General features: G+C 35.7%; 14 protein-coding genes and 1 pseudogene. 7 read left to right on the top strand and 8 right to left on the bottom strand.

All coding sequences use genetic code 11. The features are described from left to right. Window positions 1-245 precede the first annotated feature (245 nt). Both DS745_RS11390 and DS745_RS11385 read left to right on the top strand, forming a co-directional pair. Window positions 246-1,070 (top strand): sensor histidine kinase, encoded by an 825-nt coding sequence (locus DS745_RS11390; RefSeq protein WP_129078363.1) that lies wholly within the window; start codon window positions 246-248, stop codon window positions 1,068-1,070. Next, a pseudogene (locus DS745_RS11385) lies at window positions 1,071-1,706 on the top strand (response regulator); the annotation flags it as partial. It abuts the gene before it with no gap. A 36-nt stretch (window positions 1,707-1,742) separates the two neighbouring features. On the opposite strand, the gene DS745_RS11380 reads toward DS745_RS11385, so the two are convergent. Together DS745_RS11380 and DS745_RS11375 are read right to left on the bottom strand one after the other, a co-directional pair. Next, complete coding sequence (locus tag DS745_RS11380) at window positions 1,743-2,375, bottom strand: alpha/beta family hydrolase (protein WP_129078361.1); 633 nt, start codon at window positions 2,373-2,375, stop codon at window positions 1,743-1,745. Then, window positions 2,375-2,842 carry an NUDIX domain-containing protein gene (locus tag DS745_RS11375; protein ID WP_129078360.1) on the bottom strand — a complete coding sequence of 156 codons (468 nt, stop codon included), beginning with the start codon at window positions 2,840-2,842 and terminating at the stop codon, window positions 2,375-2,377. Before DS745_RS11375 ends, DS745_RS11380 begins: the two co-directional genes overlap by 1 nt. Window positions 2,843-2,983: 141 nt before the next feature. Here DS745_RS11375 and DS745_RS11370 point away from each other — a divergent pair, with 141 nt between their 5' ends. Beyond that, the gene (locus tag DS745_RS11370) at window positions 2,984-3,616 is read left to right on the top strand and encodes an S-layer homology domain-containing protein (RefSeq protein WP_129078359.1); all 633 of its coding nucleotides are present in this window, start codon (window positions 2,984-2,986) and stop codon (window positions 3,614-3,616) included. A 40-nt stretch (window positions 3,617-3,656) separates the two neighbouring features. Here DS745_RS11370 and DS745_RS11360 read toward each other — a convergent pair whose 3' ends face one another. The 3 genes from DS745_RS11360 to DS745_RS11350 all read right to left on the bottom strand — a co-directional run bounded on the left by DS745_RS11360 (window position 3,657) and on the right by DS745_RS11350 (window position 7,516). Continuing rightward, on the bottom strand, window positions 3,657-5,123 hold the full coding sequence (locus tag DS745_RS11360) for a phytoene desaturase family protein (protein ID WP_129078358.1): 1,467 nt from the start codon (window positions 5,121-5,123) through the stop codon (window positions 3,657-3,659). Window positions 5,124-5,403: 280 nt separating this feature from the next. Further along, window positions 5,404-7,122, bottom strand: a complete 1,719-nt coding sequence (locus DS745_RS11355; RefSeq protein WP_129078357.1) for an aromatic amino acid hydroxylase — start codon at window positions 7,120-7,122, stop codon at window positions 5,404-5,406. Window positions 7,123-7,225: 103 nt separating this feature from the next. Continuing rightward, window positions 7,226-7,516 (bottom strand): 4a-hydroxytetrahydrobiopterin dehydratase, encoded by a 291-nt coding sequence (locus DS745_RS11350; protein WP_129078356.1) that lies wholly within the window; start codon window positions 7,514-7,516, stop codon window positions 7,226-7,228. A 439-nt stretch (window positions 7,517-7,955) separates the two neighbouring features. Between DS745_RS11350 and DS745_RS11345 the strand changes: the two genes are divergently transcribed. Next, on the top strand, window positions 7,956-9,320 hold the full coding sequence (locus tag DS745_RS11345) for a copper resistance CopC/CopD family protein (RefSeq protein ID WP_129078355.1): 1,365 nt from the start codon (window positions 7,956-7,958) through the stop codon (window positions 9,318-9,320). A gap of 78 nt (window positions 9,321-9,398) precedes the next feature. On the opposite strand, the gene DS745_RS11340 is transcribed toward DS745_RS11345, so the two are convergent. Further along, complete coding sequence (locus tag DS745_RS11340; RefSeq protein ID WP_129078354.1) at window positions 9,399-10,940, bottom strand: glycine betaine uptake BCCT transporter; 1,542 nt, start codon at window positions 10,938-10,940, stop codon at window positions 9,399-9,401. Window positions 10,941-11,228: 288 nt separating this feature from the next. On the opposite strand from DS745_RS11340, the gene yfbR reads away from it, so the two are divergent. The 3 genes from yfbR (at window position 11,229) to DS745_RS11325 (ending at window position 13,808) form a co-directional block, all read left to right on the top strand. Continuing rightward, a complete protein-coding gene (gene yfbR, locus DS745_RS11335; RefSeq protein WP_129078353.1) occupies window positions 11,229-11,810 on the top strand; it encodes a 5'-deoxynucleotidase in 582 nt (193 codons plus the stop codon). A 118-nt stretch (window positions 11,811-11,928) separates the two neighbouring features. Next, window positions 11,929-12,978 carry a P-loop NTPase family protein gene (locus DS745_RS11330; RefSeq protein ID WP_129078352.1) on the top strand — a complete coding sequence of 350 codons (1,050 nt, stop codon included), beginning with the start codon at window positions 11,929-11,931 and terminating at the stop codon, window positions 12,976-12,978. Between the two features lie 23 nt (window positions 12,979-13,001). Next, window positions 13,002-13,808, top strand: coding sequence for an alpha/beta fold hydrolase (locus DS745_RS11325; RefSeq protein ID WP_129078351.1), 807 nt, complete (start codon window positions 13,002-13,004; stop codon window positions 13,806-13,808). Window positions 13,809-13,852: 44 nt separating this feature from the next. On the opposite strand, the gene DS745_RS11320 is transcribed toward DS745_RS11325, so the two are convergent. Together DS745_RS11320 and DS745_RS11315 are read right to left on the bottom strand one after the other, a co-directional pair. Beyond that, window positions 13,853-15,157 carry a DUF2254 domain-containing protein gene (locus DS745_RS11320; protein ID WP_129078350.1) on the bottom strand — a complete coding sequence of 435 codons (1,305 nt, stop codon included), beginning with the start codon at window positions 15,155-15,157 and terminating at the stop codon, window positions 13,853-13,855. Between the two features lie 103 nt (window positions 15,158-15,260). Then, window positions 15,261-16,358: a GGDEF domain-containing protein gene (locus tag DS745_RS11315; protein ID WP_161568238.1), complete on the bottom strand. Its 1,098-nt coding sequence runs from the start codon at window positions 16,356-16,358 to the stop codon at window positions 15,261-15,263. Between the last annotated feature and the right edge of the window lie 65 nt (window positions 16,359-16,423).

Here is a 16,423-nt window from a genome sequence, read left to right as displayed (position 1 = left end):
TAAATCTTAAGATTCTCTTAAGTTTAGTAAACAGAACTATGTAATTCTAGTTTATTTAACCAGTTTATTCAATAGAGTAATTGCCATAGTAGTATGTATGTTCTTCCGGTCGCCTTTTATTGGATTTAAGAATTTCTACATATTTATTGAAGATACTAAAATTAAAGGAATAGCCCTTTCTAGCTATTTATGTACTATAACGATTATGGTTTGATAGGAGTAGCTTTAGTAAAGGAGCACTTTTTATGACCTATAAACAAATAAAATGGCTAATATTACTCATCCCAACCATCACCATTGGTTTATGGGAATATATACGCCATGAATTTTTATTACCTTATATATCGATGGAACTTGGTAACTTATTAGCTCCTGTGATTGTATTTTTGGTGACAATGATATTCGTACTCAAGTTATTTACTATATTTGAACAGATGAAGGAAGATCTTGAGAAGGAAAAGTCTCAAAAATCTATATTAGAGGAAAGAGAGAAATTGTCGCGGGAACTACATGATGGGATTGCCCAGTCTTTATTCCTTGTTTCCGTAAAATTTAATCAACTTGAGCAAAAAGAAAAACAATTAAACGAAAATGATACTTATCAAAAGCTTAAGAAAACCATCCAACACATTCATGAAGATGTCAGACAGGCGATCTTTAATTTACGAAACGCTAAAAACGAAGAGGCTTTTCACTGGACAAATTCCCTTACTTCTCTTATTAAAAATTTCAAAGAAGATACTAGGATACCTGTCGATCTCGATTGGAAGTTACACGAGAATAAATTAAGCACGAAAGAGAAAACAGAACTATATGCTTGTATCAAAGAAGCTCTCATGAATATTAGGAAACATGCAAAGTCTAAACATGTTTGGATACGATCGGAAGACACCTTAAATGGCTGGACCTGTTTCATTGAGGATGATGGGATAGGGTTTGACCCTAACATGTCAGACACGGGCTATGGATTACAGATCATGAAGGACCGAGCAAAAGCGATGAAATGGAACTTCGTAATTGAACGTAAAGAAGAGAAAACACAAGTAATGATTAGAAAGGTGGAGAAGTAGATGCAACCGTTTCGAGTCTTGATCGTAGATGATCATGAACATGCAAGAGAAGCGATCCGAGAAATTGTAGGTTCTTACGACAATTTTGTAATCGTTGGCGAAGCGACAGATGGAGAAGAAGCAATTACTCTCACAGTACAATTAATGCCTGACATAATCTTAATGGATATTAATATGCCTAAGATGGACGGACTTGCCGCTACAAAAATCATCAAAACCAAATACCCATATGTCAAAGTAATCATTATTACTGTCTCAGACGAGGTAACGAACCTATTTGAAGCGATAAAAAAAGGGGCACAAGGATATTTATTAAAAAACATCAATCCATCAGCTTGGTTTGAATATCTCCAAGCAATTGCAGATGACGAAGTTCCAATGTCAGAAGACTTAGCATTTAAATTACTACAAGAGTTTACTTCACAAAAAGAAAAACAAATGGCTAACAATCCCTTATCTAACCGCGAACAAGAAGTACTTGAGTTAGTAGCTAAAGGACAAACCAATAAGCAAATTTCTACAGAGTTATCCATTTCAGAATACACAGTAAAAAATCATTTAAAAAATATTATGCATAAACTTCACTTAGAAAACCGGGTCCAAATTACACGATATGCCTACGAAAAAGGTTGGGTGGAATAATGAAAAAACTCCTTTATTAGAAGGAGTTTTTTAACCGTTAATGAACGTTTCAATATTTCCAATTATTTCTTTTAGACTTTCTACTGACTCTAGTGACTTAAAAGGTTGTATATCTAATGAGTGGTTTGCTTTTGGAACAGTCACAACTATTAAATTTGCTTTATTACGGAGCTGCTCTACTTTTGTGGGAACAAAATGTGGATCCTCTTCACCAATCACAAGAAGTGCAGAGTGATCACTTGCCAACAGTGCTTCATGTATCTCATCAAGTTTTAAGAGTGGCGTTAGTAGGACGTGCTTGGACTTACCATTCATTAATTTCATAATGATAGGTATTGTCCCTAAAGACTTCCCTAAAAAAAATATCTCTTCATACATAAATTGTTTTTCTACATCAGCAATTACTTCTGACACGTCGCTGTAGATTAACTCGGATATATCAGCAAACGGTTGGTTAAACAATTCCTTCTCATAAGAATAATGAACATGAACAACGTCAAACTTCTTTTCTAAAAGTAACATCGTCGAATAATAGAGTAATGGCTTCTCATATGTATAACCAGCCCCAGATAACATATAACAGACTATATGACTATTATTTTCAATGTGAGTATAAGTTAGCTTTTTTTGATCAATAACTATCGTTTTCTCACTGACTCTCATTAGTTCACATCTCCTAGATAAACTGGATGCCTAACACCATTAAAATAATCAAGATAATATTGTCTAAGTGTTTGTGGATAAAACCTGTACTCTAGTAATGAGGACATTGGCAACCACTCAATTCCAATTTGCCCGTCATCTGGATTAGAACCAATTCCAATCTGTTCTCCCCCAGCTATTAAGTGACATACAAACATGTACTCTATTTGGTGAACATTATAATCAAACTCTGCATGCTCATGATTTCTGCCAATGTATTCACGGATGAATAACAGATCACCAATCTCAACCTCTGCTCCTATCTCTTCCCTACATTCTCTTGCTAAGGTTTCATGAAAATTTTCTCCATGCTCCTGACCACCACCAGGGAGTAAATAATAACTTTCACCATTTTCATCTTGTTTAACAATCGTAAGAATTTTTTGATCTTGTACAATAACTGCTTTTACCGAATTTCTTATTGGCACCTGCTTCACTCCAATCTTTTAGCTTACCTATTTGAATTATTATCCAATAGTAGCACAATTTTGAATACGGATAGATAAAAATTTGTAACTTCTAACTATTTTTTACGTCTAACAAGGTAAATAGAATAAAGGAGTGATCGTATGAACAGAAAGTGGATCATCAAACTACTTTTGGCAGTATCGTTAGTGTTTGTGTTTCAACAATCAATTTTTGCATTTTCTGACGTTTCGGGGGACCCAGCTGAGAAAGAAATCCTTAAGCTAAAAGAAAGAGGAATTGCGAAAGGGATGGCAAATGACATCTTTGATCCAAACGGAAAAATTACCTACGCAACTGGTGTAACCTTTATTGTTAGAGCATTAGATTTAAATATTGATCATATGCGCTTTATTAAAGAACCAAAAGCTAGTGATTACTACACCAATGTAAGAGATGACAAGTGGTATGCATCTTCCTTCATCAATGCTCAATTTAACGGCATTGAACTGGCTAATGATATTCTTCCAGAGGAAACTATTACAAAAGAGCAATTTGCTGATATGTTGTTTAAAGCTCTAACAGCTAAATACGACTTAGCCTTTATTACACTGTGGATGGAGATTGACGACGAAGCTGATATTTCTCCTCAGTACATGGAAAGCGTCCAAAAACTACTTATTTCAAATATCGCCGAGCTTGAAGACGGTCAGTTTAACCCTAAGAAAGAAATTAGCCGAAGTGAAGCTGCAGTCATGCTTTATCGGACAGTATTGTTTGTAGATAGTTTAAATTAATTGCAATAAATAACTCCGCTTTTCAAAAAGGCGGAGTTATTTATTGATGTTCTCTTATGATTGCTCTTGCCGCATAATAGCCACTCAAAGCAGACGACAATGTCCCTGGCCCCGGAAATACCTGCTCACCGACAATAAACAGGTTGGGTAACTTTGTGCGAAAGCTTTTTGGCCTCAGTATGGCGTTGGTTACTGTTAAAGGAAAGCCACCAACTTCCCCTTTACCAACAAATTTCTGATAAGTAACTGGTGTCCCAGCCTCCACGTAGAGTAAGTGTCGCTTGATCGGTATTACTCTTTCTATCTCAGATAGTAATTCTTCCATTACATCTTGTTTGATTTTCTTATACTCTTCCTTAGATAATTTTACCCACTTATCAGGGTAGGTGTGAATAGATGCTGTCATCACCAATTCCCCTGAAACTAGTGTACCTTCTTTGTTAAAGGATTTTTGGAACGTCACATACAAGGGACCATGGAGTAATTCCTTTAATAATGAACTTGTAGAGCTTACTACCATTTGATAAGCAAAAGGAAGTGGTTGAGTACATGCTGCTTCATTTACAATGGTATCTATCCGAAGCGCTCCCCATGAAAACTCCTCTTTCTCCATATAACTTGTTCCAGCTCCAAAAGAAACTCCTGTATTATTAATAAGGAACGTAAAAGACTTTTTACATTTTGCACTTTCAACATCCCATAGTTTATTCTCTTTGTTATAAATAACTGCTTTTACTCGAGAACTTGTAATAACTTCTCCACCCAATTCTTCAATCATGCATGCTAGTTTTTTGCTAATCGTACCAATTCCATTTTCTACATAGAAGCTCCCTCTCCGATAAATCGTTAAGGCTAAACTAGAAGGCAGTAGTGCTGCCTCACTAACATCGGTTTGTACAGCGTCTAACAGTTGAGCATCAAGGAATTGGCGAAGTGGAACGTAGTTTTCTAGGTTATATTTCTTCATTAAGTCTTCAACTGTCCAATAAAAATACCGAGTAAGCCGAACGAATGACCTTGGATTTTTCATCAACCACATAGGCAAACCTCCTAGGTCATAAAAACGATGGATAGGGAGAGACACACCTGTCCTAGTAACCTCTAGAACAACTTGACTAATCTCATTTAGTTTTCGCCAAAATTCTAGAACTTCGTGTTTTCGGTCAGAAAATTTACTACGTAGTTCCTGCTCCCATTTATATGAGTCCAAAAAAATTGAAACTTCTCGATCTGGTAAAACGATATCCATTGGATATGATAACTCTAGGACGTCTACTTGAATTCCAAGATTATCTAAATGTTTCCTAAAAAGACCGCCATCTTCCAACCCAAATGCTATCGTTGCACCCGTAGGAAAAATTCGATCTTTCCGAACATACCAGCCTGCTGACCCTCCGACAGTTCTTGCCTTTTCAATTACGGTGACATGAAAGCCAGCTTTCGCTAAATAAGCTCCTGCCATTAATCCACCTATTCCTGCACCCAATACACAAACTGAATTCGTCAAAGTCTCACCTTCTTCCGATAGCTACCTTTTTTTACTATTACACCAAAAATGCTACTTTTATGTACGGCTAGCTTAAAATAAGGCTGTTTTCGCAAAGTTTGTTGCTTTCGTAAAAATCCCAAAAACCGGATTTTTACACAAAACACTAAGAATTCACCACTAATTTAGTAAGCATTGCTCTTTTCTTACTTAATTTATTGGATGATATCTTCATGTTTACGAAAAGAGCTTAAAATAAAGAAAAACCACATGTGAGCATGTGATTTTTCTTATTCCTACTTTAGATGATTTCTAAACCTCTTTTAATTAACGTATGGTACTCCTGATTGAGACCTTGTAGTCTTTCGAGTTCTTTTGTTACTTCCGTTTGTAATTCAGGTAACCAACCGTTACTATTTAGAATTTCAACGATTTCTAATTTTAATAGCCAATCATTTGGATACTCAGCTTTCACTTGCTCCCATACTTCTTGAAGCATTCCTAAAGAGTTTTCTTGTGGCAACTCTCTGATCTCTCTGACCTTCTGATATAAACCATCTAGTACCGAACGCTCTACAGGACTAGCTACCACTGTGGCAACCGTTTCATCAATTGTATAATACGCTTCTCCGTCTGCGGCACCAGCGTAAACAGATGGAATCCTTGCCCCTACAGCCATATCATACAGACCCCACTCAGGCTCAAATAATACTTGACCCTGGTAAGTAACCTGACAGTTTTCAAAGGTAATAACCTGAATTAGATTATCGTGTTTTAAGATCGTTTTGACTTGTCCTTTTACTTCGACACCACTTTCAAAAATTAGAGTGCACTCGTTTCCTACTACAACTCCTAATCTATTTAACTCTTCTTCAGGCAAACTTTCTAATGGTGTAGAAACTCCTTTTACTAGTCCAATAGGAGCTCCAAAGCCATCTTTATGGGTCTCTGTTCCATGTCCAGGAAGTTCACTATCTTTATAAGCTAGAGCAGTAGGCCCAATCATTTTCAAGTATACCGCTTCATCTTGATCATTATAGAGTAGTTCATGAACAACTCCTGTTACTTGGAGCCCTGAGCTATATTCGACGGTTGCAATATTAGCGGATTGCTTCGCTTTCTCTAGACTCTCAGTTCCACCTTTCATGAAACTCATTTCCTTTGCAAAATGCAATACACCTTCAGTCAGTTGCTCGAAATTTTCACAAACAAATAGTTGTGGTTGAGGTTTCGTAATATCAAAGCTAGTGTTAATAATCGTTTCTAAGTCAAACGGTAGTTTCTTCACCTCAGGGTTTAAAGCATTACCCCCTTCTGAAACAGAAGATAGTAATCCTGCACCATATATTTTCGGATTTTCTAGCTCACCAATCAAACCATATTCAACTGTCCACCAGTAAAGTCGAGATATTTTCTCTGCCTCGGACAGACCAGTAATTGTTGCTGCAACTTCGTCGATCTTCTTTTTTGCAGCTTCAATTTCTTCTTCCGTCGACTCCCCTTTTTCCAATAAATTTGAATAGTGACGAACAGCTTCAAAATGATCGTGTTCCTCTTTTGTCGCTATCGCTTTCTTGCCGATGTTCCCAAAAAGCTTTACATATTCAGAGTATTTTTCATCACAAAGAATGGGTGCGTGACCAGCAGCTTCATGGATGATATCTGGAGCTGGTGTATATTGAATATTGTCTAATTTTCGGATTTCAGCTACAACAGGCAATATCCCATTTGCTTGGAATTCAAAAAATGCGACTCCTGGAATAAAACCATCAATGGTTGCAGCACCCCAACCAAACGGTGCTAAACATTCGTTCATCTCTTCTACGTTTGGCAGACGCTCAATAAAGATACCTGAAGACTTAAGGCCATCCGTATAAGCTTCATGTGCCGTATCTTTTAAGGTATGGTGATTTTGACGCATCACATACCTCCAAACCGCATGATTAATTGCTGTATAGTTCTCATATTCTTGACTTACCGTATATTTCCTTAAATGTTTCGGTACTTTGCGTGTTAACATCAAAAATCACTCCTCTATTTATCTCTTAAAACTTTATCACTTTAACGCTTTTATATAATGAAGTAATTGACTCTTTAAAGATTACATAAAATAATTTTTAAAGTCAAATAGAATCATAGAAATGATCAAACTCACTAGCTAACCTAAAATCTAAGTCCGTCAACCCTTTAGCTGCCCAAGATGAAAGCTTTAATCGAACAATTTTATAATCAATTGCAATAAATGGATGATGGTTTTCCTGCTCAGACAGTTGAGCTACTTTCTGAACAAATTCAATGCCAGTTAAGTATTCTTTAAAGGTGTATTTTTTCTCAATCCATTTCTCATCTACTAGTTTCCAGCCATCTCTCTCTAATAGTAGGTTTGTGACCTCTTCATTTGTAAGCCTTTTCATTTTCTCTCATTCCCTCCAAATGTTTTTGTACCATACTCATATTGTTATTTTATACACTGACAGTATGTTCAATAACCATATGAACAGAGCATTCTTTAGATGATTTCAAATCGCGAGCTATTAACGCTTTTACCTTTTAAAGCACCTATGTATTATTCTGGTAGTAGATACTTATAATAAAATTTAATACTATTTATAAAATTCTGTCAATATAACTTATTCTCTATTCTTAAACAAACTTATCTCCACATTATTTTCAACGATAATAAATTGTAACGTTTTCGCCATATTTTGTTGCGGTGTATAGCTCTTTCGAGTGATTGTTAGCCTTTATAATTATTACTATAGTTATGGTAGGAATATTAAATATCCTAAACATGATAATAAGTACATGTAAAAGTTGCTTCACTTAGCGACTGTACTTTAGAGAGGTGAATATTTGTTGAAGAAAATAGTTGTTTTACCACTTTTTTTATTAATACTTTTACTACCTATGTATGTATATGCTCACGCGTATCTTAAAGAGTCATATCCAACAAATGAATCTGTGTTAGATTACTCACCTGAAGAAATTATTGCTCAGTTTTCTGAACCAATTAATTTAAGCTTAAGTAAACTAACGCTTAAGGACGAAGCAGGAAAAACTATTGCTTCAGAACAAGTCAGTGACAACAATCAAGAACTTATATTACGTCCTCCGAATCTAGAGAATGGGGTTTATATCGTCGATTGGCAAATATTAGCCAAAGATACACACGTGACAAGTGGATCGTTTCATTTTACTGTGAATGCTCCCGTACAAGAAATTGAAATTATAGAAACGCCCTCAAGTGAAGAAAATATTGAGCCAGTTCCTAGCGACGACTTAGTTGACGAAAGTGAAGATGAGATCGATGAACAACAATCAGCAGTTCCTTCAGTAAATAATCACAATGACCACGATAAACACAATGAATACCATGCAGGTACTTATGTACGTATCTTGGAATTACTACTTTTAATAAGTATTGCAGGTATGTTCTTTTTTAGGGCTGTCCTACTAAAAAGTCAAAACATGCTGTTTATTGAGAGAGTTTTATTCATTGTAGCAAGTTTAATTTTTATACTTACAGGGTTTACTCAAGTATTGATACGAGCTTTACAACTTAGTAATCAACCAATTGTTGATACATTTTTAGTAATACTAACTACAACAAACATTGGATTTGCGAGCATTGTAAAACCAATTTTATTCTTAGTCTTATTTTTCGCTAGTTTTTATCAAAAAAAAGGCCAAATTATTCTAAACTCACTTATTTTCCTTGGGCTCTTTTTTAGCTTTGCGTGGAGTGGTCATGCTTCTGGAAGTTTCTTGAACATACTTTCACATACCCTCCATTTAGCTGCAGCAAGTATATGGTTCGGAGGTATTATAGGATTTACTATTTACTCTATGCTAGGTAAAAAACAGTTATCTAGACTAAATGATTTTCATAAAAAGCTTTTGAAGTTTTCAAAGATCGCTCTCTGGTCAATTGTAGTTATTATCGCTTCTGGTTTTATTCTAAGTGTTGGTTACTTACATTCTTGGGATCAGCTTCTTACCTCTAATTATGGTATAACGTTACTTTGGAAGCTACTTGCTTTTACTCCGATACTAATCATTGCTGCCTACCATCGTTTCATCTGGTTACCGAAATTAAAACAGGGCGATGTACAAAGTCTTAGCCGCTTATTTTGGAGCTTAAGAATAGAATTAATTCTCATTATCATAGTTGTTATCATTGCTGGATTTCTATCGAGTACCTCACCACCCTTCGCTTAAGCGAAGGGTTTTTGAAGTAGTGTTATAAAAATAAATAAACCACCACTCTTTGTTTAAAGAATGGTGGTTTATTATTTTCTAACTAGCGGGCTTAGATTTTGCCGCTAGCTTTTTCTCTTTATGCATTGTAATATCCGTCTTTTGCTCTTTCAAATCTTTATTAAGTGCTTTTACCAACCCATAACACATGACCAGAACAATAAATGTTAACGGCAAAGCACTAACAATAATCGCAGTTTGTAAACCTGCCAAGCCCCCTGAGGCCATCAAGACGATAGTTGATGCAACAAGGATGATGCCCCACGTGATTTTTACCCGATTACTAGGATTTAAGTTACCGCCCGTTGTTAACATCCCTAATACGAAAGTAGCTGAGTCAGCTGATGTAACAAAGAAGGTTGTAATTAAGGCTACTGTCAAAATCGAAAGTAGAACGCCTAGTGGTAAGTGTTGATAGACATAGAAAAGTGCTGTTTCTAGTCCCTGGCCTGATACATTTAACCCTTGGATTAACTCTAAATACATTCCTGTTCCTCCAAAAACGGTAAACCAAAGACCACAGACTAATGTAGGAACGAGCAAGACGGCTACAGTAAACTCGCGGATTGTTCTTCCCTTGGAAACTCGTGCAATAAACATTCCGACAAATGGTGTCCAAGAAATCCACCATGCCCAATAAAATACTGTCCACCCTTGTGTAAAGGCAGCTTCATTGCCATCAAAAGGTGATAAACGTAAGCCCATTAATGCTACATTTTGAATATAACTTCCTAGACTTGTTGTAAACATGTTAAGAAGAAATAATGTTGGCCCAAGGATTAGCATTGTAACTAATAGTAACGTTGCGATTGACATGTTTACATTACTTAAATACTTAATTCCTTTGGATATTCCTGTGTTTGCTGAGATGATGAAAAGAACTGTAATGATACCCATGATCATCATTTGTACCATAAAGTTATTTGGAATACCGATTAGATATTCTAAGCCAGCATTTATTTGTTGAGATCCTAAGCCCAAAGAGGCAGCAACTCCAAATAATGTGGCAAATACGGCTATAACATCAACTGTTTTACCGATTGGACCTTTCACCTTTTCACCAAGCACCGGATAGAGCGTTGCGCTCATTAAACCTGGGGCACCTTTTCTAAACTTCTGATATGCTAAAGCTAATGCAACCATTGCGTAAATCGCCCACGCATGCAATCCCCAGTGAAGCCAAGTATAACGCATCCCTACAATAGCAGATTGTTCTGTTCCTCCTTCTCCGATTGGTGGCGAAACAAAGTGAGATATCGGCTCAGACACTCCATAAAAGAGTAAACCAATACCCATTCCGGCGGAAAATAACATCGCAAACCATGTGGGACGACTATATTCTGGTTTCGAATCTTCCTTACCTAATTTGATCTTTCCATACTTACTAAATATCATAAAGATAGCAAAGCCCAGAAAAAATGTCGCAACCAATTGATAAAACCAACCAAATGATTCAAGCATAAAGCTTTGGGCTACTACCATTGCTTCACCTAATTGATTTGGAATAAGAATTCCAATACCTACAAACATGATCGCAATTGCGACAGATATTTTAAAAACTGTCCTGTCACTATTATCCATACAATGACACTTCCTTTCATTTTTTCTGTACAGTTAATTCTGTACATATCGTTTGTTATTTTATTAAAACATAAAAAAGAGAGATTGTGAAAAGTGATACAAAGCGATATTGCCCGAAATTTCGTGATACGAAAGACTGAGATTAATTTATCTAGAAATCCTGTATTATTGCTCCCGTATCTGGTCTATTCCTTCCGTTTTCACATCAACATTCTGATTACTTGCTTGTTGAAAGGCTGTGGTATAGTATTTTAGGTGTTTATTTTAATTTTGTAAGGAAGTGAAACCGTGGAAAGTCATTTAATGGCAAACCTCTTTCGGTTAAGATATATCGAAAGATGGAGTCTCATGAGAAATGTTATGAAAGAAAATGTTGCAGAACATACCTTTCATGTATCTCTTATCACTCATTGTCTCTGTTCGATTGCAAACGAGATATTTCATAAGGAAGTAAATACTGAAAAAGCTGTCACACTCTCACTTTTTCATGATGTTACAGAAGTCTATACAGGAGATATCCCTACTCCAGTAAAACATCATAATAAAAATATCCTGAAGAACTTTCGCGATATTGAAGATTTAGCTGCTGAACGGTTAGTTCAACAAGCTCCAGACCCTCTAAAAAACATTTATAGGCAAGTAATTAGTGAGAAGCATGACCATGAGTTAACTAGCTTTATAAAAGCAGCCGACTTGTTAGATGCCTATTTAAAATGTGTATCAGAGTTATCAGCTGGAAACAAAGAGTTTGTTGTTGCAAAAAGCCAAATTGAAGAAAAAATTCTGGAATTACATATGCCAGAAGTAAATTACTTTCTCACCCATTTTGTTCCAAGCTTTGAGAAAACGTTAGATGAAATATCAGAGTAAGTCGAAGGTCCTTCCAACCAAGTTTATGGCTGGAAGGATTTTTTTGCTTTCCGAAGAAAAAAATATTGCTTTATAACGTAATTTTAATTACTATAAAAAGAAAAAGGAGAAATATGGAATGAATGATGACTTAAAGTTAAATGTTCCATTGTTAAAAAGACTTGTTCCTAATCTAACCGTAGCTGCTAAATTAGCTGGTTTACGTCCAGCTACCGTTTCAAACCTTTGTACTGGAAAAATCCCTATCGGCCGGGCGGAGGTAAAAACTTTAGTAGCTTTAGCGACAATAGCAGATTGCACACTTGATGAGCTTATCATTCGTGAAACTGGTACTGAAATGATTGAAACAGGCATTAAAGTAGTAGACCTCTTTGCTCCAATTGTTCGTGGCGGCACTGTTGGCTTAGTTGCTAGACCTGGCATGGGGCAACTCGTATTAATGGGAGAACTATTTTTCCGAATGAAAAAACTAAATTACACAACACTCTTTTTGTTGGGAAATGATGAAACTCAAGGTATAGATGATGTCGTAGAACATTCAGATTTCTGTACATCGAGCTTAGAAGAATTATTAAGTAAATTAAAAGGCTTACAAGCTGAGCAAGAAATAATCCTTGGTTTAGACCGTAAAATGCTGCTTTCTGGAGACTTCTTTGATATCAGTGATCAGTTAAGAAAAGTTACAGCATTACCAATTACCTTTATCTTAGTCGACACACTCGGAAACGCAGTAGATGAAAATTCTCCATATGGTCCACTTGAAACAATATTGCGTTTTGATATGGATTTAGTTTCACGAAGAATGTATCCTGCGATTGATCCAACCCTATCAACCTCAACTATTATTGAAGGAGCACATATTGACTCACCACATTTCACTATTCAACAACGTGCTCGAAAACTATTACGACGTTATCGTGAATTACGATTTATTGTACTTGAATGGGGCATAGAAAAATTAACAGAGTCGGATTTAAATGTCTACCATCGAGGCCAACGACTTGAGGCATTCTTCACACAACCTTTTTATGTGGCTGAATCGATCACGAAAAAGCAAGGAGAGTGGATTAGTATGCAAGAGACTTTTGACTCAATCACCCGGATACTAGACGGCGCATACGATGACGTTTTGGTAGATAACTTAAAATACATCGGTAGTTTACATTGATAATAGAGAGAGGGGTTTATAAAATGACCATTACAAAAGAATTTGCTGAGGTAAATGACGGTAAGCTTTATTATGAATTGTCTGGAGAAGGAGAAGCGATTTTATTCATTCACGGACTTTTTCTAGACTCAAAACTATGGGATAAACAATTTTATGAGTTCTCAAAAACAAACAAAGTCATTCGTTTGGATTTACGAGGGTTTGGTCATACAGAAATAACAGAAAAATCATTTTCAAACTTTGATGATCTGAAAGCTTTGCTTGAGTACTTAAATATAGATAAAGTTCATATTGTTGGCCTATCTCTTGGCTCCCTCATTGCGTTAGAATTTGCATTGGTATATCCAGAATTCGTAGAAAGCCTTGTCCTTTGTTCAATGAAACTTAGTCGTGATGAATCTCCAGCGTTACAAAATGCACGGCGGGATTTTTGGAGTGCTTATCAATCAGGTGATATGTATACTTGTGTTAATTTATCAGAACAATTGTGGTTACAAGGGCAAGGCCCGGCTGGAATAACTAGCGCGGAAAATAGAATTCTTTATCGTGAAATGATTGAGTCTAATCTAAGTAAACCTAAAATTAAGAGCAAACCAATATTCTTAGAAAATATAGAAAAGAAGCTAGATGATATTAAGGTGCGAACACTCATTGTAAGTGGTGAGCTAGATTTTGAAGATTATAGACTTGCAGCCGGTGAATTGTGCGAAAAAATAAAGGGTAGTGAAAAGATTAGTTTTGAAAAATCGGCTCATTTGATGAATTTAAACGAACCCGTGCTGTTTAATAGGACTATTGCAGAATTCATTTCAAAAACCCAAAATTCATAGGTATGGTTTTGAGGCAGAGAGAGTAAGTGGAATTAAACTTTTACTCACCCCTCTCCTGCCTTCCCTCCTAAAACCTTCTCTATCGCTGCCTGCATACTTTTTACTTTTTTCAGATCTAAGTCGTCTAAAAGGCTATAGTCAAATTTTCCAATAATGTATTCTGTAAATTTCTTCATCTCAATCTTAATCTTATGGTCACTATTCCTACCAACATGAAGCAGAGTGTCTAGTATAGCTATCAAGATGGAGATATCCTGCCTACCATAATGACTGATTTGGTAGAAGGTTGTATAAAGTAGTTGTTCGGTACTCTCCTGTTTTTTGATTAGCCGACATTTATCATTCTCATCATAAAAGACAATGTATTCTGCCCTATTCCGAACTGCCTCCGTGAGGGGCGTTCTTAAAAATCGAATGCAATCAATAGCTGTGTTTGGGTCATTAATACCTGGGGATATTGCTCTTAATGCAATTTCAACCATTTTAATTAATCCGAACTCTACATCTTGAACAGCCGTTCTTTCATCCCCTATTGTAATATAATCATCGATAACTAACTCAATGTCATCACTATTATGAAAAATCGTTACTAATTTACTTTCTTTCGTTACATAATGACCGATGTACTGGTTTAGCTCAATTACACAATCCTTTTTGAGAGCCAAATTATACAGGCTAGGATAATCAATTAATTGGATGTAACCAAACTTTTTCCCGGTAACTTCTAGAACCTTTGAATAACCTTTTGGAGAAGTAAATTCCTTATCATATGTACGATTTTTATAGTCTTTAAGGGCATCACTTTCTCTTTGAACAGTCTTTAACGTATCATGAGCAAGCTCATTAATTAAATTGCTTACTTGGATAGACGTTGCTACATTATGAATAAAATAGGCAAAAAACCCTAAACAAATAAACGCTACTAGTACACCTACTGTAGCTGAAATCACGTCATTATCTATGGTCGAGTTTCTCATAAATAATAGAGATAGGATTGAATAAATAAATCCTCCTAAAAAAACTCCTAACACTCTCATTGTTGAAGCCTTTGTAAGGAATCCTTTCAAAATTCTTGGTGAAAACTGTGATGTGTAGGTAGTCAGAACAACCATAATTGTTGAAAAAGTAATGGTTGTCATCGTTACAAGGGCTGCAGAAATTGTACCAAGAATAATGTGTGCCAGATCAACACTAGTTAATAAATAACTTGGAATATGTTTATTAAGATAGTCATTAAATCTAACATCTATATAAATTACGATTATGGCAGCAAAGAGTGAAAACATACAATAAAAAAACGGGCGCACCCAGATCGTATCTTTCATTTGCAAAGCAATCCTTTTTAACAACCAGTTGTCCTCCTAACAAATTTGTCACGTATCTATCCTTACCATTTACTTCCGTTTATAGCCCTCCTAAAAAAGTAAAGACCCCCACTATTACAGTAGGAGTCTATCTTTTCATTACCACTTTATTTTTTCCGCTTCGTTTTGCTTCATATAGTAACTCATCTGTCTGTTCAAAAAAATCGTACTTAGACATCTGACTATGGTAATCACTAAGTCCGACACTAATTGTCACTACTCGCTCTTGAATTTCCTTGTGAGTAATAGAGGATATCGCTCTTCGAATATTCTCTATTATTTGTTCAGTTTCCTGAAGACTTTTCTCAGTAAACAATATCGCAAATTCCTCGCCTCCATATCTTGCAACAATATCATTTTCAGTCGCTAGCTCACGGATTGTAGCAGCAATTCTTTTTAAAACGACATCGCCTGCACTATGGCCATACGTATCATTAATACATTTAAAGTTATCAATATCGATGATGGCTAATTGGAGTGGCACTTCGTAATTTTTACTTTGTTCAACCAGATAATCCATATATTCATGGAAGGTTTTATGATTATACAATTCAGTTAAAGCATCGGTTTTTGAAAGCCGCTCTATGACTGCATTTTTTATAATGAGTTCTTTTTCTTTTTCATTCGATTGATAGAGAAATTCTAATACTTCGTTCCCTCTTTGAAGAATTGCAAGATAGATGATATATCCCGCACATAACGATGTATAATAAGCTAGGTACTCGTATTCTGAGGTTGCCATTCTTAACGGTAGGAAGAAGATATGTACGCACGTCAGTCCAATAAGATTAATAGAAAAGCTGAATAACAATTTACTTTTTTCAAGATAGATTAACGCAACTGCCATAGGTAATAACAGAATTACTTGCAGGCCAGGTATTGCCGGGTTAACAATAATTATTATCAGAGTCAATAGAGTACCCGTAGTAATTAATACCCACGAATGATAGACCTTTTTTACCTTTACTAAATATTCACACAATAACAGAATAACTAAATGCCCTATGATTAAAACAAGAACTTTCTCTTGAATAAAAGTACGGACAGTCTCGGGATAATAATAAAGCGCCATAATAAGTCCAACCAGTTGCCCTAAGATAGCGATGATTGCTAATAACCAATAAAAATACAATATTTTATATGACCATAGCTGGTAATTCATCTCTGCTGTATTTTGTTGCTTCATAGCTCGCCTCCTTGTCCACATCCTCTTTATTATACATATAACAAGACAAAATTTGTTAAACTTTA

Origin of the sequence: Anaerobacillus alkaliphilus (assembly GCF_004116265.1) — a bacterium.
Taxonomy (GTDB): domain Bacteria; phylum Bacillota; class Bacilli; order Bacillales; family Anaerobacillaceae; genus Anaerobacillus; species Anaerobacillus alkaliphilus.
This window is presented reverse-complemented; position numbering and strand designations above follow the sequence as displayed.